Here is a 19,916-nt window from a genome sequence, read left to right on the forward strand (position 1 = left end):
GGTCACTGGAAGACGGCGACCGGGTACTGGAGCACGACCTCGCGGGTGTCGGGGCGCCAGGTCGTCACCTTGCCCAGGCAGTGGGCCTGGAACTGGCCCTCGGGCAACTGCCGGCCCGGGGGACGCAGCCCGGCGGGGCGCAGGACGACCCGCAGGTGCGCGGACTGCTCGCCGTCTCCGTAGGGTGCCCGCATCACCAGGGTCTCGCCCTGGGGGTCCTGGGCCTCGAACCGGCCGGTGATCATGACGAACTCACCGATCTCGCTGAGCACCACGTCGTCGGTGACCCCGGCGCCGAGGAGGGCGCGGTTGGGGGTGACGGTGGACTTCTCCCGGGACTTCTCCCGCAGTCGCACCTTGGCCAGCCCGTCTCCCCGCTCCAGGACGGACAGCAGCAGCCCGATCACCTGTATCGGCTTGCTCTCGTCGACGTACTTGGCGACGATCTCGGTGGTCCTGTCCCCGGTGAGCTGGAACATCAGGGACAGCACCGGGATCGCCGCCAGGCAGCCGGTGTTGCGCACGTTCCGCTCCTCGACCTCCTTGCGCAGCGCCGACCGGTGGTTGCGCATGCTGAACACGTCCATGACCGCGTCGTTGTCCAGATACAGCGGAAGGTAGTGGGGCTCCTCGACCGTCCTCCCGAGTCGCTTCACGGCCCGCCGTACGACGAGCACGGCCAGCACGACGAGGCCGGCGAAGGCCACCAGCCACCATGTCATCGCGCCCCACCAGGCGCTCCACCAGGTGCCGTCAAGAACAGCCACGGATCTCCTTGAACGCGCTGGACAGGGACGAGTGCCGGGCGTCGACCATGCGGCCGCCGGTCACCGAGGCGACCTGGCGCAGTTCGGCCGCGTCCGCGTCGCCGAAGTGGACGGGGTAGGTGTGCACGGCTCGGGCGTCGGCGGGCCGGGCCCGGTAGCGGCTGACGAAGGTCGCGCGGTCGATGCCCGCGTTGTTCTCGCCGTCGGTCATCAGCACGATCGCCACGGCCCGCCCCGGGTCCGCGCCGAGGGCCCGCTCGGCGGTGCCGTAGCCGTGGTCCAGGGCGGACCAGACGGCCGTCGAGCCGTCGTAGCCGCCGTCGGCGACGAAGTCGGTGAGGGCCGTGAGGTCGGCGCCGCCGTGCACGGTGACCGTGCGCTCGGCCAGCGGGCGCCCGCCGAAGCGGATCACGGTCAGCTTCTCGCCCTGGTAGAAGCGGACGAACTTGCCCGTGGCGGAGGAGTCCGCGCCGCTGAGCCCGGCGAACGCGGCCCGGAGCGCGGTGGTCCGGGAGCCGCGCATGGAGGCGGAGAAGTCGAGCAGGAAGATCACCTGGTCGGCGACGCGGCGCCGGGGGTCGCCGTAGTCGGCGAGGAGCCGGTCCAGGACGGCCGGGTCGTCGGGGAAGTACAGGGCGTTGTCCAGGGGCGCGGTGAGCCGGGGGTCGCGGGCGACGGCGGTGCTGACCGGGCGGCGCAGCGTCCGCCGCATGATCTCCCGCTGGTGGTCGGCGGCGGTCAGCCACTTCACCACCCGGTCGTAGGCGTCCCGGCTGCGCTGGTCGAGCAGGAGCAGCGGATAGTCGGACAGGACCATGCCGTCGGCGGGGTGCACGATCTCCAGGGGCTGCTTGAGGCGCCCGGAGGCGTTCAGGGTGAGCAGTTCGGACTCGTAGGTGATCAGGGCGTTGGTGCGTCCGGGGCGCTCGGCGAAGGCGTCCAGCAGGGCGTGGGAGCTCTCGGCGGTGAGGGTCTGCCCGGAGCGGAAGCCGCGCAGCCGGTCGCAGCTGACGTCCTGCGGTCTCAGCGCGCTGCCCGTGCCGGCCGCGGCGGTGGCGACGCCGACCAGCGCGGCGAGCCCGCTGTTGCTGTGCCGGGGGTCGGCCATGCCGAAGCGCACGGTGCCGGTGGCGGCGGCGTCGGCGAGGTCCGCCCAGGACAGGCGTCCGCCGGGCGCCTCGGCGCGCAGTGTGCGGGCCACGTCGCGGGTGAGGCCGACGACGACCGGGGAGCGCATGACCGAGGCGCTCTGCACGATGGCGGCCGGGTGGGTCCCGGCGGCCGCCCTCTTGGCCTTCAGTCGGAAGTAGCGGTCGGAGGAGAGCCAGGCCAGGTCGTAGGAGTGGCGGCCGGTCAGCAGGGTGTCGCTCGCGTCGTTGGTCGGCCGGTAGTCCATGTCCAGGCGGACCCCGGTGTCCTGCCGGAGCCGGCCCAACAGGGGCTCCATGTCCGTGAGTTCGTCGCTGGCGAGGACGTGCAGGGTGGTCTCGGGGCCGCCACCCCCGCCGGAGCAGGAGACGAGGGAGCCGAGCGCGGCGACCAGGACCAGGCACAGGGCGGCGGGGAGACCACGAGCCCGGCACAGGGCGGCCATCGGTCGGCGGGCGACGATCGGGGTGCGGGCGGCCATAGGCCCGCAGGCGGCCAACGGTCCGCGGGCGGCTACCGGGTCGGGGGTGGTCATCGGTCCGCGGGTGGTCATGGTGCGTCACCGCCGGGGGCCGACTGTGGCACGGGGTCGCAGTCGCCGACGATCTCGATCATCTTCTCCAGCAGGTCGAGCCGGGGCAGCACCGCCTTGGTGTCGTCGTCCGACAGGACGGGCGCCTGGATGTGGTGGTCGGTGAGGAACCGGGTCAGCGAGTCGCTGGTGGCGGAGGCGCCCTCGGCGTCCCGGACCCGGAAGCCCAGTTCCATCGCCCGCTTCTGCAGCGCCGGGTCCCTGGTGATCAGGTCGCCGAGCCGGTCGCCGGCCGGAGTGAGCGCGATGAGCTGCGGCTCGGCGATGAACCGCGCCGACGGATAGAGCAGCACGCGCTCGCTGTCGACGTGCCCGGTGCCGGCCTGGGTGGCGATCTGGTGGGCCAGGAACTGGTGCTCGTAGATCACCGCGATCGGCGCGATGCTCTTGCCCTCGGCCGAGACGTAGGTCTCGTTCTTCTCCGAGGACGGCATGCCCTGGTCGTTGAGGAGGAGCCTTATCCGCGCGGCGAACCGGGTCGCCTCGGCCGTGTCCTGCGGGATGTTGTCGTGGTTCCAGATGTAGGAGACGAGCCCCAGATAGGTGCCGGCGGAGTTGGCCTCGCAGATGTCGGAGGTCTGGGCGAGCACCTTGTTGCCGTTGTGGATGCCGTGGCTGTCTATGCCGACGCGTCTGCCGCCGCGGTCGGTGCCGAGGCTGTCCCAGCGGCGGCCGTCGGCGGTCGCCTGCAGGAACTTCTGCATGTCCAGCGAGTAGTACATCGGCTTGGCTCCGGCGGGCACCCCCGGTAACGGGGTGGCGATCCCGGCGTCCTGCAGCGTCTCGGCGTACTCGCGGTAGGTGCCGAGCACGACCGGGCTGACGAACGGGCGGTACGTCGTCGCCGGGTGGCCCTCGGCCGCACGCTTCCTGGTGATCAGGTCGGCGGCGGGCTGCCCGGAGGGGAAGACGACGTCGTAGCCGTCGTAGCTCTGGGCGGCGATCCCGCGCGAGCCCATGCGGGTGATGTGCACCCGGAAGCCGTGCCGGACGAGCAGCCGCTGGACCTCGGGATCCTCGAAGTAGTCCGCCTTCGAGGCCATCTTGGCCTCGATCGTGACGATACGGGTGAAGGGCAGGCCGACATGGCCCTGGGCGAGGACGACGATCGCGCACAGGGCGGTGACGGCGGCGACGGCGCGCGGGAACCACCGGCGCGCCGTGGAGCCCGGCGAGGGCGGGTCCGCCGGCTCCCCGACCCGCAGGCGGGGCTCACCGGTCTGACGGGGTCTTTCGGTCTCGGCTCTGTGTGTGACCACCCGTGTCTCCTGCGTCAGCGGGGACAGGATCGTCCGCTCCCCGGACGATGACGGATGGAACGCTCAACGAACGTGAGGCGAAGGGAATGTGAAGGACCGTCAGGCGTGGTGCGTCAGTCGGCGCGCAGCACGAGGTCGAGCAGTCCCGGGAAGCGGGCATCGAACTCCGCGCGGCGCAGCCGGTTGACCCGGCGGGGGCCCTCGTCCCGCTGCTCCACCAGGCCGGCCGCGCGCAGTACCGCGAAGTGGTGGCTGAGGGCGGCCTTGCCGACCGGCACGTCGAAACTGCCGCAGCTGCGGGTCCAGTCGGCGGCGCCGGCCAGCTCCCTGACCAGGGCGAGGCGCACGGGGTCGGCGAGGGCGGCGAGCGCCGCGAGGACGGGCACGTCGTCGGGATGGGTGTGCTCCGGGGCGGCCCGGTGACCGGCGGCTACCACGCCACGCTCCCCTCTTCCGCTTGCCGAGTGTTCGATGAAAACCATACACTCACGAGTGTTCGCTTTTGATTGAACAGTCGAGTCGAGCCAGGGGTGTGGCATGCGCGCGGTGGAGTTCCAGGAGTACGGCGGTCCCGAGGTGCTGCGACTGGTCACGGCCGAGGTGCCGGAACCCGGACCCGGGCAGGTGAGCATCGACGTGGCCTGGACCGGCGTGAACTTCGCCGACCTCAAGGCCCGCGCGGAGGGCTACCGGGTGCCCGCGCTGCCGTTCGTCCCCGGCCTGGAGGTCTCCGGCCGGGTCCGGGCGCTCGGCGCCGGCGTCACGGGCCTGGCCGTCGGCCAGGAGGTGGTCGCGCACACCGGCAGCGGCGGATACGCGGAGGTGGTGGTGGCCGAGGCGACGACCGTCTTCCCGGTCCCCTCCGGCCTGGACCTGCGCACCGCCGCCACCCTCCCGACGGTCCTCACCACGGCGTACGCCCTGGTCCACACCGTCGGCCGGCTCCAGCCCGGCGAGTCGGTCCTCGTCCAGGGCGCGGCCGGCGGGGTCGGCACGGCGGTCGGGCAGCTCGCGCGGGCCGCGGGCGCCGGGGCGGTGTACGGCGTGGTGTCCTCGGCCGCGAAGGCGGAGTACGCCAAGCACCACGGCTACGACGAGGTGTTCGTCGGCGCCTTCCAGGAGCCGGTGCGCGCGGCGACCGGCGGGCGCGGCGCGGACCTGGTGCTGGACCCCGTCGGCGGCGACACCCTGCGCGCCGGACTGGCCTCACTCGCACCCTTCGGGCGCCTGGTCTCCTACGGCAACGCGAGCGGCGCCGAGCCGTGGAGCGTGGGCCAGCCCGAGCTGTACCCGCTCGGCGTCTCGGTCTCCGGCTTCTCCGTCCTGACCCTGGCCCGGACCGCGCCGGACGCCCTGCGCCGGCTGACGGAGCGGGCGCTGGCGAAGGCGGTCGACGGCACGGTGACCCTGCCGGTGACGGCCGAGTTCCCCCTCGCGGAGGCCGCGGAGGCACACCGGCTGATGGGCGGACGGTCGAGCACGGGGAAGCTGCTGCTGCGGGTGGCCGACTGAGTCCCCGTCAACTGTTCACAGAGGGCATGGCATCGTCAGGAACCAGGCGGCCGCCGGAGCCGGGCAGTCGGCGGCAGGCGCTCAGCTCCTGGCCCAGCTCTGGGAGTCCGCTCCGGACGCGCAGCTCGCCGTGACGACGTTGCCGCCGTAGCCGACGTCGAGGCAGCCGCCGTCGTAGGTCGTGATCAGGGAGTTGCCGGAGCCGGTCCGCCACTGGATCGCCGCGCTGGCGCTGGAGCAGTCGCCGACGAAGACCGCCTGGCCCTTCATGTTGGCGCTCAGGCACTGCCCGGTCGAGGCGTTGATGACCTTGACGGTGCCGCCGGAGGCGCTGCGGAAGGTCCAGCCGGCGGTCGAGTCGGAGCAGCTGCCGAGGGCACTGGAGCCGTAGACCTGGACCAGGCACTTGCCGTTCTCGCCGTTCTTCAGCCGGAAGGCGCCGGAACCGGTGCCTCCACCGGTCGAGCCGCCGGAGCTGCCCCCCGAGCTGCCTCCCGAACTGCCTCCTGAGCTGCTGGAACCGCCCGAGCCGCCGGATCCACCGGAGCCGCCGGCCCCTCCGGTGGTGCCGGAACCCCCCGAGCTGCCGGATCCGGCACCGCTGCCACCGCTCCCGGTGCCGGACGCGCCGCCGGACCCGGCACCGGAGCCGCCCGAGCCACCCGGCCGGTCCGCCGTCGCACCCCCCTTGCCGCGCCGCTGCTTCTCGCTCGCCGGTGAGGCGGAGCCCTTGCCGTCCGCGCCCTTCCCGCTCGGCTCGGGGCTCCCGGAGCCGCTCCCCGAGGGGGCGCCGGGCGCCGGATCGGCCGACGCGGAGACGGAGGCGCCGGGTGTGCCCGCGGCGCCGTTCCGGTGGGTGTCGGTGGCGTACGGGGCCAGCTGTAAGGCGAGCGTCGCGACACCGGCGCCGACCACGATCGGCACGACGGCCACCAGCACGCGCCGACGCCGCCGCTCCCGCTCCGGCCGACGCGCGGCGGACCCGGTGGGCCGGACGACGAGCTCGGACTCCGGCCCACCGTTCTCGGCCCCGGGCCCACCGTTCTCGGCCCCGGGCCCACCGTTCCCGGACTCGGGCCCACCGTTCTCCGTACGCGGCCCACCGTTCTCCGTACGCGGGCCGCCGCCCCTGGATCCAGGCCCGGTGCCCTCGGCCCCCGGCCCGCCCCCCTCGGAACCAGGCCTGCCGGTCTCAGACTCGGGCCCGTCCTTCTTGGGTTCCGGCCTGGTGGCCTCGGGCTCGGGTCCGCCGCCCTCGGCCTCCGGCCTGTCTGTTCCCGTTCCGCGCGGGGTCGGGACCGTCGTGGCTCCCCCTGCCCCTGCCCCCTCCGGACCGGAATCCCCGTCCGCCTCCGGCGCCTGGGCCGCGAACTCGGCGCGGGCGGTGAGGAGTTCGGTGAGGGTGGCGGGCCACAGGGGGGCGCCGGAGACCACGTGGGCCTCGGCCGCCGCCAGCAGTTCGGCGGCGGTGGGGCGGCCCTCGGGGTCCTTGTCCAGGCAGGAGGCGACGACGGAGGCCAACTCGGCGTCCACCGCGCGCAGTTCCGCCAGGTCCGGCTGCTCGTGCACGATCCGGTACAGCACCGCGTGCCCGGACTCGTCACCGAACGGCGGCCGCCCGCACCCGGCGTACGCCACCACGGACCCGAGCGCGAAGACGTCCACCGCGCCGGTCAGCCGCCGGGCGCCGGAGGCCTGTTCGGGAGACATGTAGGCCGGGGTGCCGACCACCATGCCGGTCCGGGTCAGCTGGCTCTGCTCGGCGGCCCGGGCGACGCCGAAGTCGATGAGGGTGACCCCGTCGAGGGTCAGCATGACGTTGGACGGCTTGACGTCCCGGTGCACCATGTCCAGCCCGTGCACCGCGGCCAGCCCGGCCGCCGCCTCCCGCAGCAGCAGCCACAGCGAGTCGGCCGGCAGCGGCCCGCCGTGCGCCTCGACGGCCTCGCGCAGGGTCAGCCCGGGGACGTACGCGGTGGCGAACCACGGCGGGCGGGCGTCCCGGTCCCCGGCGAGGAGGGGGGCGGTGGCCGCGGCGGGCAGCCGGGCGAGGTTGTCCAGCTCGTGCCCGAAGCGGCGGACGAAGTCCTTGTCCTCGCCGGCGACCGACGGCAGGACCTGCTTGACGGCGGCGTAGCGTCCCTCGTGCACACCGAGGTAGACCCGCCCCATGCCGCCGGTCCCGAGCCGGCCGACGAGCGGAATCGGCCCGATCCGCCGCGGATCACCGGCCTGAAGCGGCTCGACTCCGCAGTGTTCCCCGCTCAACTCACTCCCCCTGTGGTTCTCGGGTGACGACACCGGCTGCTCCTGGATGTGAGGATGAGGCGACCAGTCTGGGCCAACAGGGGCCCAGAACCAAAATATCTTTCTAGAAACCTACTTCAGAATGAGCCCCAAGCAGCAGCGTGGCGAAGCCACCGTCGAACAGCTCCTGGACGCCGCACTGCGGGTCTACGCCGAGTCGGGTGAGCAGGGGCTGACGGTCGCCGCGGTCACCAAGGCGAGCGGCGTCAGTCTCGGCAGCCTGTACCACCACTTCGGCAGCGTCGACGGACTGATGAACGCCCTGCTGACGCGGTGGCTCGGCCGGCTGCTCGGCGAGCTGCTCGCGGCGCTGGAGCACACCCGTACCGCCCACACCGGTATCCGTGCCCTGGTGCGGGCGTACCTGAACTTCGTCCAGGAGCACCGGGACGCCGCGCTGCTTCTGCACTCCGCGTACGCCGACCGCCACTCCATGGCCGACGGGCGGCGGCTCCGGGACGCGCAGGAGGCCCGCGTGTCGCCGCTCGCGCAGTGGGCGGGACGGTATGTGGACGCCGGTGACCTGGCTCCTCTTCCGGTGCCCCTGCTGGAGTCCCTGATCCTGGGGCCGGTCGTCGCGGTCGCCCGGCGCTGGCTGTCCGGGGTGGACGACGTGGACCTGGACCAGGCGGCGGTGCTGTTGCCGGAACGCATCTGGCGGGCGGTGGCCGGGGACGGGTGAGCGCCGAGCCCGTTCGGGGCGCTGTTGCCCCGCCCTTCCCCGGCGCAGCACAGTAAAGCCATGGACGAACAGCAGGCCCGTGCCTGGCTCGGTGTCGCCGTGGCGGAGGCCCGTGCCGGGCTGGGCGAAGGCGGGATCCCGATCGGTGCCGCGCTCTACGGGCCCGACGGCACGCTCCTCGGCCGGGGGCACAACCGCCGGGTCCAGGACGGGGACCCCTCGATGCACGCCGAGACGGCCGCCTTCCGCGCGGCGGGACGGCAGCGGTCGTACCGTGGCACGACCATGGTCACCACGCTCTCGCCCTGCTGGTACTGCAGCGGCCTGGTCCGCCAGTTCGGCATCTCCCGGCTGGTGATCGGCGAGGCCACCACCTTCCACGGGGGCCACGACTGGCTGGCCGGGCACGGTGTCGAGGTCCTGGTACTGGAGGACCCCGAGTGCGTGGCCGTGATGCGTGCCTTCGTGAAGGACAACCCCGAGTTGTGGAACGAGGACATCGGTGACTGACACGCGTGTTCCCACCATCGACCTGCGGCCCTGGCTGGCCGGTGACGAGCGGGCCCGGGCCGCCCTCGCCCGTACCGTCGACGGGGCGCTGCAGACCGCCGGGTTCCTACTGGTGAAAGGGCACGGCGTGGAGCCGGGGCTGCGGGCGGGGATCCGGCGGACGGCGCGGGAGTTCTTCCTGCTGCCCGCCGGGGTCAAGCAGCGGTACGAGGCGAAGGTCGGCGGCCGGGGCTGGCTGGGGCCCGGTGCCGAGGCCAACGGGTACGCGGAGGGGACCGAGACGCCGCCCGACCTGAAGGAGTCGCTGACCTTCGCGACGGACGAGCCGTTCGAGGACCCGGTGGTCAACGCCGAGTGGTACGCGCCCAATGTCTGGCCGGCCGAGGTGCCCGAGCTCCGGACGCTGTGCAGGACGTACCTGGCACGCATGGCCGACCTGGAGAAGGAGCTGCTGTCGCTGCTCGGCTACGCGCTGGGGCTCGAACGCGACTTCTTCTCCCGGCACATGGACCGTCCGACGTACGGCTTCAACATCAACTGGTATCCGGGCACGGACGTCGTCGGCGAGCCGCTGCCCGGGCAGTTCCGGATCGGGCCGCACACCGACTTCGGCACCGTGACCATCCTCGACCGGCAGGCCGGGAAGGGCGGGCTCCAGGTGTACACGGACGCCGGCGGCTGGGAGGACGCGCCGTACGACCCGGACGCCTTCACCGTCAACATCGGTGACCTGCTGACCCGTTGGACCGGTGACCGCTGGCGGTCCGGGCGGCACCGGGTGCTGCCCCCGCCCGTCGACGCGCCCGCCGAGGAGCTGATGTCGCTGGTGTACTTCGGCGAGTGCACGCCGGGCACCCGCGTGGAGTCCGTGCCGGCGCCGGTGGGCCGGGTGGCGTACCCGCCGGTCGACTCCCATGTGTATCTGCGCGAGAAGCTGGACTCGATCACCCTCGGGTGAACCCCCGTACGGCCGCACCGCCCGTTGTCCGCTCACGCGTTCGCACCATCACCCGTTCCGTTGAAATGAAGCCGACGGGCATGTCCCGGCCGCGTCCCACGGCATTGGCCTTGAAGGGGGCCCACAACCAGGGCCCCCTTCTTGCGATGGGAGACGCGTGCGAATCACTGACATCCAGCGCTGCGAGGTCCGGCCGGGACGGCTCGTCGAGTGGACACTGAGCCCGGCGACGGTGGCGGCGGCGACGTCACTCCCGGAGGACTCCCGGCCCCCGGCCTACATCCAGGAGTCGCACATCAGGACCGCCCGCTGCGTCCGGGAGGACGGGCTGTTCGTGCCGACCTGGCTCGGCACCGCCTTCGACCTGCCGGGCCCGGTCGACCTCGACGTGCTCCAGGAGGCGCTGCGCGCGTGGACGGTACGGCACGAGACGCTGCGCAGCGGCTTCCGCTGGGCCGGTGACGAACTGCGCCGGTTCACCCTGGACGCCGCCGACGTGTCCCTGGCGCGGACGGACGCGGGCGACTTCCCGGACGCGGACGCGCTGGTCCGGCACCTCCAGGACCGTTTCGACACCGTCGCGGACGCGCTGCGCTGGCCGAACCTGATCTACACGGCGGTCGTACGGGACGACGGCGCCAGCGTGTACCTGGCCTTCGACCACAGCAACGTCGACGCCTACTCCCTGACCCGGATCGCCGCCGAGGTGCACGAGCTGTACACGGCGGGCCTGGCCGACACCGATCCCGACTCCCGTGCCCCGGCGGCCAGTTACGTCGACTTCTGCGAGATCGAGCGGGCCGACGCGGACGGCATCGACGCCCGGCACGCGATCGTCGGCCGCTGGCGCGCGTTCATCCGGCGCTGCGACGGCATGCTGCCGGGCTTCCCGGTCGACCTCGGCCTGGAGCCGGGCGGCCCGCTGCCGAGGCAGCGGATGCTGTGCGAGCCGCTGGCGGACGCGGCGGAGGCGGCCGCGTTCGAGGCGTTCTGCAGGCCGTACGGCGGCAGCCTGGTCGGTCTGCTGGCCGCGACCGGGCTGATCGTGCACGAGCTGGGCGGGCAGCCGGTGTACCGGACGGTGGTGCCGTTCCACACCCGGGTGAAGTCGCGCTGGAGCGACTCGGTGGGCTGGTACGTGGGCGGCGCCCCGATCGAGGTCCCGGTGGGCCGTACGACGGGCTTCCCCGACACCCTGCGGGCGGTGCGCGCGGAGCTGCAGGCCAACCGCTCGCTGGCGCGGATGCCGCTGGCCCGGGTGCTGAGCCTGCTCGGCGCGGACTTCCGGCCGACCTCGCCGGACCTGTACTCGATCGTCTCCTACGTCGACACCCGGGCCGTGCCCGGCGCCGAGCGCTGGGCCGAGCAGCGGGCGCACGCGCTGCTGCGGGTGAGCTACGGCGACCAGGTGTGCGTGTGGGTGAACCGGCTGCACGAGGGGCTGTGGCTGGCGACCCGGTACCCGGACACGGACGTGGCGGCGAAGAACCTGCGCCTGTACGTCGAGCGGCTGCGCGACCACATCGCCTCGGTGGCCCACGGCACCCTGCCCGCGGTGTCCTGAGCCCCTGCCGCCGTACGCCGCCCCGCGCCCGCCGCCCCGCGCCGCCCCTAGGTGAACTGCCCGGGAAGGGGCTCCACGGGCTCGGACGGCTGCTGCCCCGGCAGACCCTGCGCGGACGCCAGGATGTCGATCAGGCGTTCGAATCTGGCCCGCCAGCCGGACTCCGTCGCCGCCTCGCCCCGGAACTCGTGCGTGAAGCGCAGCACGCTCCCGCCGTCGCCGCCCCGCTCCAGATGGAACCGGATCCGGCCGCCGCCCTCGACGGTGTACTCCGCGACCCGGTCCACGTCCCAGGCGGTGACCCGGCCGGAGCCCAGGTCGCGCAGGCCGACCGCGCCGTCGAGGCGGGGCTGCAGAACGTCGACGGCGGTGCACCACGCCCCGAGTCCCTCGGGGGTGGCCACCGCCGGCCAGACGTCTTCCATGGGCCTCGGGAGCCGCACCAGGAAGTGGAGTATGTGCGTGTTCCCGTGGGTCTGACTGGTGCCCTGTGCGATGGAACCGCTCATGTCACCAGTGTGGGCGACCCTCGGCTCACACGCCCGCGTAGGAGTGCTTGCCGCTGACGAAGATGTTGACGCCGTAGTAGTTGAACAGCCAGCAGCCGAAGGCGATCATCGCCAGGTAGGCGGCCTTGCGGCCCTTCCAGCCGGCCGTCGCCCGGGCGTGCAGGTAGCAGGCGTAGGCGACCCAGGTGATGAAGGACCAGGTCTCCTTCGGGTCCCAGTTCCAGTAGCGGCCCCAGGCGTCGCCCGCCCAGATCGCGCCCGCGATGATCGTGAACGTCCACAGCGGGAAGACGGCCGCGTTGACCCGGTAGGCGAACTTGTCCAGCGAGGCCGAGGCGGGCAGGCGCTCCAGGACCGAGGTCGCGAAGGCGCCGGGCTTGCCGCCGGTCTGCAGCTTGTTCTCGTACGAGTCCTTGAACAGGTACAGGATCGTGGCGACCGCGCCGACGTAGAACACCGCGCCGCAGAAGATCGCGGTGGAGACGTGGATGTACAGCCAGTACGAGTGCAGGGCCGGGACCAGCTGGTCGCTGGCCGTGTACAGGACGGTGACCGCGAGGCCCAGGTCCAGCAGGACCGTGGTGATCAGGAACAGCCCGAGCCAGCGCACGTTCTTCTTCAGCGCCAGCAGCGCGAGGTACACGCCGACGGCCACCGTGGAGAAGGTGATGTTGAACTCGTACATGTTGCCCCACGGCGCCCGCTGCACGGAGGCCGCGCGGGCGACGACACCGGCCAGCTCCACCAGGAAGGCGAGCACGGTGAGCGAGACGGCGATCCGGCCGTAGAGGTCGCCCTGCGCGTCCCCGCCGTGCGCGCCGGGCCCGTCCGGCACGTCGCGGGCGCCGGCGGCCGAGCGGACGACGACCTTGGGCCGCTCCAGCACGGCGGTGCCCCCGGCCTGCTTCACGGTGACCGCGGGGGCCTTCGCGGAGGTCTCCGACGCCGTCAGCGCGGCGGCCGTACGGGCCACCTTGCTGCGGCTGCCGAAGAGCCATTCGGCGATGTACGCGAAGAAGGCCAGGGTGTAGACGGCCATCGACGAGTAGATCAGCGTGTTGCTGATGCTCGCCAGGTGTTCGTTGGTCGCGGCGGCGAGATCGGTTGCGGCGGCGAGAGTCACTTCTCAGCCCCTTCGGCAGGTACGACTGGGGTGTCGGAGGATTCTGAAGGGTCGTCGTCGGGGTCGGGTGCCCCCGGCGCCTGGTCGTAGAGGATTCCGGCGAGGTCGCCCAGCTCCTCGGGCACCTTGGCGGACTCGCTGCGGCCGAGGCCGGCCATCTCGACGACCGTCACGCCGTCGGCGCCGCGCACCGCGCGCACCCACACCCGGCGCCGCTGGATGAACAGCGAGGCGGCCAGGCCGAAGATCGCGGCGAGGGCACCGCCGAGCGCCCAGCCGCTGCCGGGCTCCTGGACGATCTCGAAGCCGGCCCATTCCTTGATGTCCTTCTCGAAGGTGATGGACCCGGCGCCGTTCGGCAGCGTCATGGTGTCGCCCGGCTGCAGGAGCTTCTTCAGCAGCTGGCCCTTGCTGTCCTTGAACGCCTTCATGTGCGTCTTGTCCAGCTGGTACACGCTCTGCGGGATGCCGGCGTTGACGCCGAGGTCGCCGTGGTAGGCGTTCACCGCGAGCAGCGGGTTCACCAGCGCGGGGAACTGGGAGAGCATCGTGCCGGCCTTCGGGTCGAAGGTGGGCACGAAGAAGGCCTGGAAGCCGAGCTGTTCCTTCTGGCCCTGGGCGTTGCGGTAGCCGTCCATCACCTTGATCACACCGTTGGAGGTGACGTTCCCGTCGAGCGGCAGCAGCGGTACGGCATCGCGGTAGACGACGTTGCCCTTGCCGTCGCGGACCGTGACGACCGGCGCGTAGCCGTGGCTGACGAGGTAGACCTTGGCGTCGCCGATGTGCAGCGGCTGGTTGACCTTGACGGTGGTCGACTTCGGCTTGCCGTACGCACCGACGCTGTAGTCGATCCTCGCCTCGTAGGTGCGCGGCGTGCCCTTGTTGGGGCCGGAGACCTCGTAGGTGCCGGTGAACTTCTTCAGGTCGAAGCTGAACGGCACGAGGTCGTCGTTCTGGAACAGGCTGCCGGACTTGAAGTCGTCGTACATCGGCAGCGCGTTGGAGAAGCCGTCGCCCTCCACCATCAGCTTGGTGCCGTCCGACTTGTACAGCTGGCCGGAGGCGAAGGCGATCAGCAGCACGATCAGGGCGATGTGGAAGACCAGATTGCCCAGTTCGCGCACATAGCCCTTCTCGGCGGCGACGGCGTCACCGGCGACATGGGCGCGGAAGCGGCGCTTCCTCAGCAGCGCGAGCGCGGCCTCGCGGACCTGCTCGGGGTCGGCGGTCGTACGCCACGTCGTGTAGGCGGGCAGCCGCGTCAGCCGCTTGGGGGCGCCCGGCGGGCGGCCGCGCAGCTGGCCGACGAACTGCCAGGTGCGCGGGACGATGCAGCCGATGAGGGAGACGAACAGCAGGATGTAGATCGCGGAGAACCACACCGAGCTGTAGACGTGGAACAGGCCGAGCTTGTCGTAGATCGGCGCGAGCGTCCGGTGGGCCTTGCGGAAGTCGTCGACCTTGTTGAGGTCGGCGCCGGTCTGCGGGATGAGCGAGCCAGGGATCGCGCCGAGCGAGAGCAGCAGGAGCAGCAGCAGCGCGACCCGCATGGAGGTCAGCTGCCGCCAGAACCAGCGGGCCCAGCCGATGACGCCGAGCCCCGGCGCGACGGAGAGCTCCTCCGCCGGGGCGGTGGACAGCTGGGAGCCGGCCGCGCCGAGGTCCTCCTGGTCCGGGTTCGCCCCGTCCGGGTTCGCCTGGTCCTGGCTCTTGTCGGTTTCGGTCTTGCTCATCGGTCAGATCCCCACAGTGAAGCCGTTGGACCAGGTCTGCATCTGCTGCACCAGGCTGTCCCAGGCACCGGTCAGCAGCAGCACACCGGTGACGATCATCATCGTGCCGCCGGCGCGCAGCACCCAGACATAGTGGCGCTTGACCCAGCCGAAGGCACCGAGCGCCTTGCGGAAGGCGATCGCGGTGAGCACGAAGGGGACGCCGAGGCCGAGGCAGTAGGCAACGGTCAGTATCGCGCCCCGGCCGGCGCTCGCCTGCTGGGAGGACAGGGCGATGACGGAGGCGAGGGTCGGACCGATGCAGGGGGTCCAGCCGACTCCGAACAGGGCGCCGAGCAGGGGCGCGCCGACCAGACCGGCCGCCGGACGCCGGTGGAAGCGGAACTCACGCTGGGTCAGCCAGGGCATCAGCCCCATGAAGAAGACGCCCAGCAGGATCATGAGCACGCCGAGCGCCTTGGACAGCGTGTCCTTGTACTCCTGCAGGGTGGAGCCGAAGAAGCCGAACAGCGCGCCGCCGGAGACGAACACGGCGGTGAAGCCGAGGACGAACAGGAGGGCGCCGGTGGCCATCCGCCCGCGCCTGGCCTCGGCCAGGTCGGTGCCGGCGACGCCGGTGACGTAGGAGAGGTAGCCGGGGACCAGGGGCAGGACGCAGGGCGAGAAGAAGGAGACGAGCCCGCCGAGCAACGCGACCGGCAGCGCGATCAGCAGGGCGCCGTTGAGCACCGTCTCGTTCTGGCCCGTCGCGGCCAGCGTCACGAGTGCGCTCACGTCACTTCTCCGCGAGGACCGGCTTGAGCATCTTCAGCAGCGTGGTGTCGTCGAGCGCCTCCAGGGCCCGCGCGGCGACCTTCCCCTGCCTGTCGATGACGAGCGTGGAGGGGATCAGCTGCGGGTTGAGGGTGCCCTTCTCGAAGCGGAGCATCAGCCTGCCCGTGGGGTCGTACAGGCTGGGGTAGCCGATCCCGTGCTCCTTCTCGAAGGCGACGGCGGGGGTGGTGCTGGTGTCCCGGGTGTTGATGCCGACGAACTGCACGCCCTTGCCCTGGTACTCCTTCGAGACCTTGGCGAAGTACTGGGCCTCCTCGCGGCACGGACTGCACCAGGAGCCCCAGACGTTGATGACGACGACCTGGCCCTTGTAGTCGGCGACGTCCAGGGTCCTGCCGTCGATGGTCTTGCCGGACAGGTCCGGGGCACTGGCGCGCTCGCCCGCCGGGACGGTGGCGATGCCGTTGTGGCCGGTGACGAAGCCCGTGTTGCCACCGCCGCCGGAGGTGCCGCCCTTGCCGCACGCGGACAAGGTCAGGGCCGCGACGGCGGCCACGGCGCTGAGCAGGACGGCGCGGCTACGGGTACTCATGTGAAAAGTTTCGCATGTCCCCTCCGGCGCTCTGTGGCGCCCCCCTGCCGGGCGGAAAACCGCATTTCAGGGCGTATTTACACGGGACATTTCCGGCAGGCGGGCGGGCGAGCGGCTACGCGAGGAAGGTCTTCCAGCCGCCGGCCGGAGCCTGTCCGGGCGCGAGCGTGCGCAGCTTGGCGAGCACCTCGGGCTTCTGTACGTCGATCCAGTCGCAGAACTGCCGGAAGGAGACCAGCCGGACGTCGGCGCCCTTCTCCTTCGCCTGCGCAATGTGCTTGAAGGCCTGCTCGACGGCGTCCATGTAGATGCCGCCGTTCCAGTGCTCGAAGTGGTTGCCGATGAAGAACGGCGCCCGGTTCGAGAAGTACGCCCGCTTGAAGCCGGCGATGTACGCCCCGGCCGCCTGCTCGCGCCAGGCCGGGTAGTTGTAGGCCGGCGCCTTGGTCGAGTTCTGCGACTGGTTGAACATCATGTTGTAGTCCATCGAGAGGACCTGGAACTTCCTGCCGGGGAAAGGTATCTCCTGCAGCGGGAGGTCCCACAGCCCTTGCTTCTTCACCGGCCACATCTGCAGCCCGCCCGGCGAGGAGGCGTCGTAACGCCAGCCCAGCTCGCGGGCGGTGGGCAGCAGGTTCTCCTGGTTGAGCAGACAGGGCGTACGGCCACCGACCAGTTCCTTGTCGTAGTCGAACGGCAGCGCCGGCATGTCGGTGAGGCCGGTGTTGGTCTTCCAGTTCTTGACGAAGGACTTGGCCTGCTTGATCTCGCTGTGCCACTGCTGTGGCGTCCACCACTTGACCGAGGTGTGGGCCTCGCCACAGAAGTGCCCGTTGAAGTGGGTGCCGATCTCGTGGCCTTCGAGCCAGGCCCGGCGGACGTTGGTCAGCGTCGCCTTGATGTGGTCGTCGGCGAGGTAGCCGATGTCGGAGGCGCCGATCTTGTTGTTCGGCGGGACGTACAGCCGCTTCTTCGACTCGGGCAGCAGATACAGGCCCGACAGGAAGAAGGTCATGCTCGCGCCGTGCTCCTTGGCGAGGTCCAGGAAGCGCGGGAAGAGCCCGTTGCCGACCTCGCCGGCGCCGTCCCAGGAGAAGACCACGAACTGCGGCGGGGTCTGGCCGGGCTGCAGCGGCTCCGGCGCGGGCGGCTGGTGCGGCTGCTTGCCGGTGAAGGACGTGGAGCCGTCCCCGATGAGGCGGCCCTGCGGCGCGCCGCTCGCGTCGCCGCCCTTGCCGCCGTTCTTTCCGCCGCCGGAACCGTCCGCGGCCCCGGCGCCGTCCGATGACGTGTGGCTCCCGCAACCGGCGAGGCTGGCGGCGGCCGCGGCACCCGCGCCGAGGCCGAGTATTCCCCGGCGGGAGAAGGTCCGGGAGACGGTGCGCATGGAGTTCCCCGATCATCGCGCCTGTGTGGTGGTCACCCACTGAGAGGACACGGCGATCGGGGAGGTTCCGATAATTCTTATGTTTTTCGCAATAGTTGCGGCAAAGATAACCTAAGCGCCGCCAAACGGACCGTCAGAAAACGCCGCTCGGGGCTTGCTCAGGCCTGCTCGGGGCCTGCTCAGGGCTTGCCCAGGCCGGCTCAGGCCCCGAAGGCCTTCCCCTGGGCGGTGCCCTTGCCCTTCTGCGGCTTGGCACCGGCCCGCAGATGGGCCGGGACGAGATCGATGGCGGGCTCGCTGTAGCCGACCGACACGATCTTGTCGCCGAGGTAGGTGAAGGACGTCAGGGAGGCCAGCGTGCACTGCCGCTTGCGCGGATCGTGCCACAGGCGCCGCCGCTCGACATAGGACCGCACGATCCAGATCGGCAGCTGGTGGCTGACCAGCACCGCCTCGTGCCCGCGCGCCGCGTCCTTGGCCGCGTTCAGCGCGCCCATCATGCGCACGACCTGGTCGACGTACGGCTCGCCCCAGGACGGCCGGAACGGGTTGACGAGGTGCTTCCAGTTGCCGGGCCGCTGCAGCGCGCCGTCGCCGACGCCGAAGGTCTTGCCCTGGAAGACGTTGTCGGCCTCGATGAGCCGCTCGTCGGTGTCCAGGTCGAGACCGTGCGCCTTGGCGATCGGGCCGGCCGTCTCCTGCGCCCGCTCCAGCGGTGAGGCGCAGACGTACGTCACGTCCCGCGGGGCGAGGTGCTCGGCGACCCGGTCGGCCATCCGCCGGCCCAGCTCGGACAGGTGGTAGCCGGGCAGCCGCCCGTACAGGATCCCGGTCGGGTTCTCGACCTCTCCGTGCCGCATGAGGTGGACGACGGTGACGTCCTTGTCCCTGCTGCCGGTGCTGCTGCTGACGCTGTTGCTCACGCGGTGGCCTCCGCAGCCGCCCGGGCCGCCGCCGGAAGGGCGTCGGCGATCTTCTGAAGGGCCCGCTCGTCATGGGCCGTGGACACGAACCAGGACTCGAAGGACGACGGCGGCAGGTAGACGCCGTTCGACAGCAGCGAGTGGAAGAACGCGGTGAAGCGGAACGACTCCTGCCGCTTGGCGTCCTCGTAGTCGCGCACCTGCCGGTCGGTGAAGAACACGGAGAACATGTTGGCGGCGGTCTGCACCCGGTGCGCGACGCCCTCCTTGCTCAGCGCCTCGCTGACCAGGCCCTGGATCTGCGCGGACACGGCGTTCACGGTGTCGTACGCGGCGTCGTCGAGCAGCCGCAGCTGGGCGAGCCCGGCGGCGGTGGCGACGGGGTTACCGGAGAGGGTGCCCGCCTGGTACACGGGACCCGCGGGCGCGAGGTGGGCCATGACATCGGCCCGCCCCCCGAAGGCGGCGGCGGGGAACCCGCCCCCCATGACCTTCCCGAAGGTCATGAGGTCGGGCCTGACCCCGTCCACCCCGTACCATCCGGCGCGGCTGGTCCGGAACCCGGTCATGACCTCGTCGGAGATGTAGAGGGCGCCGTTCTTGTGGCAGGCGTCCCGCAGCCCCTGGTTGAACCCGGGGTCCGGCGGCACCACGCCCATGTTGCCGGGCGAGGCCTCGGTGATCACGCACGCGATCTCGCCGGGGTGCCGGTGGAAGGCCTCCTGCACCGCCTCGAGATCGTTGTACGGCAGCACGATCGTGTCGCCGGCCTGCGCGCCGGTGACACCGGGGGTGTCCGGCAGGGCGAAGGTGGCGACCCCGGAGCCGGCGGCGGCCAGCAGCGAGTCGACGTGTCCGTGGTAGCAGCCGGCGAACTTGATCACCTTGGACCGCCGGGTGAACCCGCGGGCGAGCCGGATGGCGCTCATGGTCGCCTCGGTCCCGCTGCTGACCAGCCGGACCTGCTCGACGGGCTCGACCCGGGCGACGATCTCCTCGGCGAGCGCGACCTCGCCCTCACCGGGCGTGCCGAAGGACGTACCGCGGGCGACGGCCTCCTGGACCGCGGCGATGACCTCGGGGTGCGCGTGCCCGAGGATCATGGGCCCCCAGGAACAGACGAGGTCGACGTACTCCCGGCCGTCCGCGTCCGTCAGGTAGGGGCCGCGGCCGGACACCATGAAACGGGGCGTGCCGCCGACGGCACGGAAGGCGCGCACCGGGGAGTTCACACCGCCGGGCGTGACGGCGGAGGCGCGGTCGAAGAGCGCCTGGGAGACGGGCGCGTCGTAGGGATAGGGCGTTTCGCTCAGGGCACTCATGGTGTGCGACTTCTCCGGCTTCTCGGACTCCGGTTGCTTGGGTGACCTCCTCAGGGTAGGCCGCGGGCCGGGCACGGGGCGGCCCGCCTCCGGTCCGCGGCACCGCGCGCGTCCCATCTGCGAGACTGAGAGCTGATACACACAGCTCTTACGCACGTAATGATCAGAGGATGCTCAGGGGCCGGGAAGAACCCGTGGACTGTTGTTCCACCGCACGTTTCGGCGGGCGGCCGTGGGGGAGGTCACTGAC

18 protein-coding genes are annotated in these 19,916 nt (G+C 71.7%); 5 read left to right on the forward strand and 13 right to left on the reverse strand.

Annotation, left to right across the window (positions count from 1 at the left end; all coding sequences use genetic code 11):
- Nucleotides 1–2 precede the first annotated feature (2 nt).
- The 4 genes from ABB07_RS16530 to ABB07_RS16545 form a co-directional block, all read right to left on the reverse strand.
- Nucleotides 3–767, reverse strand: a complete 765-nt coding sequence (locus tag ABB07_RS16530) for a hypothetical protein (RefSeq protein WP_208899420.1) — start codon at nt 765–767, stop codon at nt 3–5.
- Nucleotides 754–2,469, reverse strand: coding sequence for a vWA domain-containing protein (locus ABB07_RS16535; protein ID WP_244189387.1), 1,716 nt, complete (start codon nt 2,467–2,469; stop codon nt 754–756). Before ABB07_RS16535 ends, ABB07_RS16530 begins: the two co-directional genes overlap by 14 nt.
- Nucleotides 2,466–3,767, reverse strand: a complete 1,302-nt coding sequence (locus tag ABB07_RS16540; protein WP_244189388.1) for a hypothetical protein — start codon at nt 3,765–3,767, stop codon at nt 2,466–2,468. The genes ABB07_RS16535 and ABB07_RS16540 overlap by 4 nt, the downstream gene beginning before the upstream one ends.
- A gap of 113 nt (nt 3,768–3,880) precedes the next feature.
- Complete coding sequence (locus tag ABB07_RS16545) at nt 3,881–4,204, reverse strand: ArsR/SmtB family transcription factor (protein ID WP_244189389.1); 324 nt, start codon at nt 4,202–4,204, stop codon at nt 3,881–3,883.
- Nucleotides 4,205–4,304: 100 nt separating this feature from the next.
- Between ABB07_RS16545 and ABB07_RS16550 the strand changes: the two genes are divergently transcribed.
- Nucleotides 4,305–5,279 carry a quinone oxidoreductase family protein gene (locus ABB07_RS16550; RefSeq protein WP_208899422.1) on the forward strand — a complete coding sequence of 325 codons (975 nt, stop codon included), beginning with the start codon at nt 4,305–4,307 and terminating at the stop codon, nt 5,277–5,279.
- 81 nt (nt 5,280–5,360) lie between these two features.
- Here the strand turns inward: ABB07_RS16550 and ABB07_RS16555 are convergent, their stop codons facing one another.
- Nucleotides 5,361–7,547, reverse strand: a complete 2,187-nt coding sequence (locus ABB07_RS16555; RefSeq protein ID WP_208899423.1) for a serine/threonine-protein kinase — start codon at nt 7,545–7,547, stop codon at nt 5,361–5,363.
- A 121-nt stretch (nt 7,548–7,668) separates the two neighbouring features.
- Between ABB07_RS16555 and ABB07_RS16560 the strand changes: the two genes are divergently transcribed.
- The 4 genes from ABB07_RS16560 (at nt 7,669) to ABB07_RS16575 (ending at nt 11,300) form a co-directional block, all read left to right on the forward strand.
- Entirely contained in the window at nt 7,669–8,268 is a 600-nt protein-coding gene (locus tag ABB07_RS16560; protein ID WP_208899424.1) for a TetR/AcrR family transcriptional regulator, read from the forward strand.
- A gap of 60 nt (nt 8,269–8,328) precedes the next feature.
- Nucleotides 8,329–8,778, forward strand: coding sequence for a nucleoside deaminase (locus ABB07_RS16565; RefSeq protein WP_208899425.1), 450 nt, complete (start codon nt 8,329–8,331; stop codon nt 8,776–8,778).
- Nucleotides 8,771–9,736 carry an isopenicillin N synthase family dioxygenase gene (locus tag ABB07_RS16570; protein ID WP_208899426.1) on the forward strand — a complete coding sequence of 322 codons (966 nt, stop codon included), beginning with the start codon at nt 8,771–8,773 and terminating at the stop codon, nt 9,734–9,736. The genes ABB07_RS16565 and ABB07_RS16570 overlap by 8 nt, the downstream gene beginning before the upstream one ends.
- A gap of 157 nt (nt 9,737–9,893) precedes the next feature.
- Nucleotides 9,894–11,300, forward strand: a complete 1,407-nt coding sequence (locus tag ABB07_RS16575; protein WP_208899427.1) for a condensation domain-containing protein — start codon at nt 9,894–9,896, stop codon at nt 11,298–11,300.
- Nucleotides 11,301–11,347: 47 nt separating this feature from the next.
- On the opposite strand, the gene ABB07_RS16580 is transcribed toward ABB07_RS16575, so the two are convergent.
- From ABB07_RS16580 to hemL, 8 genes are all read right to left on the reverse strand, one after another.
- Nucleotides 11,348–11,809, reverse strand: coding sequence for an SRPBCC family protein (locus ABB07_RS16580; RefSeq protein ID WP_208899428.1), 462 nt, complete (start codon nt 11,807–11,809; stop codon nt 11,348–11,350).
- A 25-nt stretch (nt 11,810–11,834) separates the two neighbouring features.
- A complete protein-coding gene (gene ccsB / locus ABB07_RS16585) occupies nt 11,835–12,932 on the reverse strand; it encodes a c-type cytochrome biogenesis protein CcsB (RefSeq protein ID WP_208899429.1) in 1,098 nt (365 codons plus the stop codon).
- Complete coding sequence (gene resB / locus ABB07_RS16590) at nt 12,929–14,668, reverse strand: cytochrome c biogenesis protein ResB (RefSeq protein WP_208899430.1); 1,740 nt, start codon at nt 14,666–14,668, stop codon at nt 12,929–12,931. Before resB ends, ccsB begins: the two co-directional genes overlap by 4 nt.
- 3 nt (nt 14,669–14,671) lie before the next feature.
- On the reverse strand, nt 14,672–15,442 hold the full coding sequence (locus tag ABB07_RS16595) for a cytochrome c biogenesis CcdA family protein (RefSeq protein WP_208899431.1): 771 nt from the start codon (nt 15,440–15,442) through the stop codon (nt 14,672–14,674).
- A 1-nt stretch (nt 15,443) separates the two neighbouring features.
- On the reverse strand, nt 15,444–16,034 hold the full coding sequence (locus tag ABB07_RS16600) for a TlpA family protein disulfide reductase (RefSeq protein ID WP_208899432.1): 591 nt from the start codon (nt 16,032–16,034) through the stop codon (nt 15,444–15,446).
- 115 nt (nt 16,035–16,149) lie between these two features.
- Nucleotides 16,150–17,421, reverse strand: coding sequence for a polysaccharide deacetylase family protein (locus ABB07_RS16605; protein WP_208899433.1), 1,272 nt, complete (start codon nt 17,419–17,421; stop codon nt 16,150–16,152).
- A gap of 200 nt (nt 17,422–17,621) precedes the next feature.
- Nucleotides 17,622–18,281 carry a histidine phosphatase family protein gene (locus ABB07_RS16610; RefSeq protein ID WP_055706415.1) on the reverse strand — a complete coding sequence of 220 codons (660 nt, stop codon included), beginning with the start codon at nt 18,279–18,281 and terminating at the stop codon, nt 17,622–17,624.
- Nucleotides 18,282–18,340: 59 nt separating this feature from the next.
- A complete protein-coding gene (gene hemL / locus ABB07_RS16615) occupies nt 18,341–19,657 on the reverse strand; it encodes a glutamate-1-semialdehyde 2,1-aminomutase (RefSeq protein WP_208903479.1) in 1,317 nt (438 codons plus the stop codon).
- Between the last annotated feature and the right edge of the window lie 259 nt (nt 19,658–19,916).

Source organism: Streptomyces incarnatus, assembly GCF_001027185.1.
GTDB lineage: Bacteria > Actinomycetota > Actinomycetes > Streptomycetales > Streptomycetaceae > Streptomyces > Streptomyces puniciscabiei.

Bases quoted from the DNA above. Each gene is read 5' to 3' on its own strand.
- ABB07_RS16535 (WP_244189387.1), bottom strand. From the start codon at position 2,469: ATGACCACCCGCGGACCGATGACCACCCCCGACCCGGTAGCCGCCCGC.
- ABB07_RS16580 (WP_208899428.1), bottom strand. From the start codon at position 11,809: ATGAGCGGTTCCATCGCACAGGGCACCAGTCAGACCCACGGGAACACG.
- ABB07_RS16550 (WP_208899422.1), top strand. From the start codon at position 4,305: ATGCGCGCGGTGGAGTTCCAGGAGTACGGCGGTCCCGAGGTGCTGCGA.
- ABB07_RS16605 (WP_208899433.1), bottom strand. From the start codon at position 17,421: ATGCGCACCGTCTCCCGGACCTTCTCCCGCCGGGGAATACTCGGCCTC.
- ABB07_RS16600 (WP_208899432.1), bottom strand. From the start codon at position 16,034: ATGAGTACCCGTAGCCGCGCCGTCCTGCTCAGCGCCGTGGCCGCCGTC.
- ABB07_RS16565 (WP_208899425.1), top strand. From the start codon at position 8,329: ATGGACGAACAGCAGGCCCGTGCCTGGCTCGGTGTCGCCGTGGCGGAG.
- ABB07_RS16560 (WP_208899424.1), top strand. From the start codon at position 7,669: ATGAGCCCCAAGCAGCAGCGTGGCGAAGCCACCGTCGAACAGCTCCTG.
- ABB07_RS16610 (WP_055706415.1), bottom strand. From the start codon at position 18,281: ATGCGGCACGGAGAGGTCGAGAACCCGACCGGGATCCTGTACGGGCGG.
- resB (WP_208899430.1), bottom strand. From the start codon at position 14,668: ATGAGCAAGACCGAAACCGACAAGAGCCAGGACCAGGCGAACCCGGAC.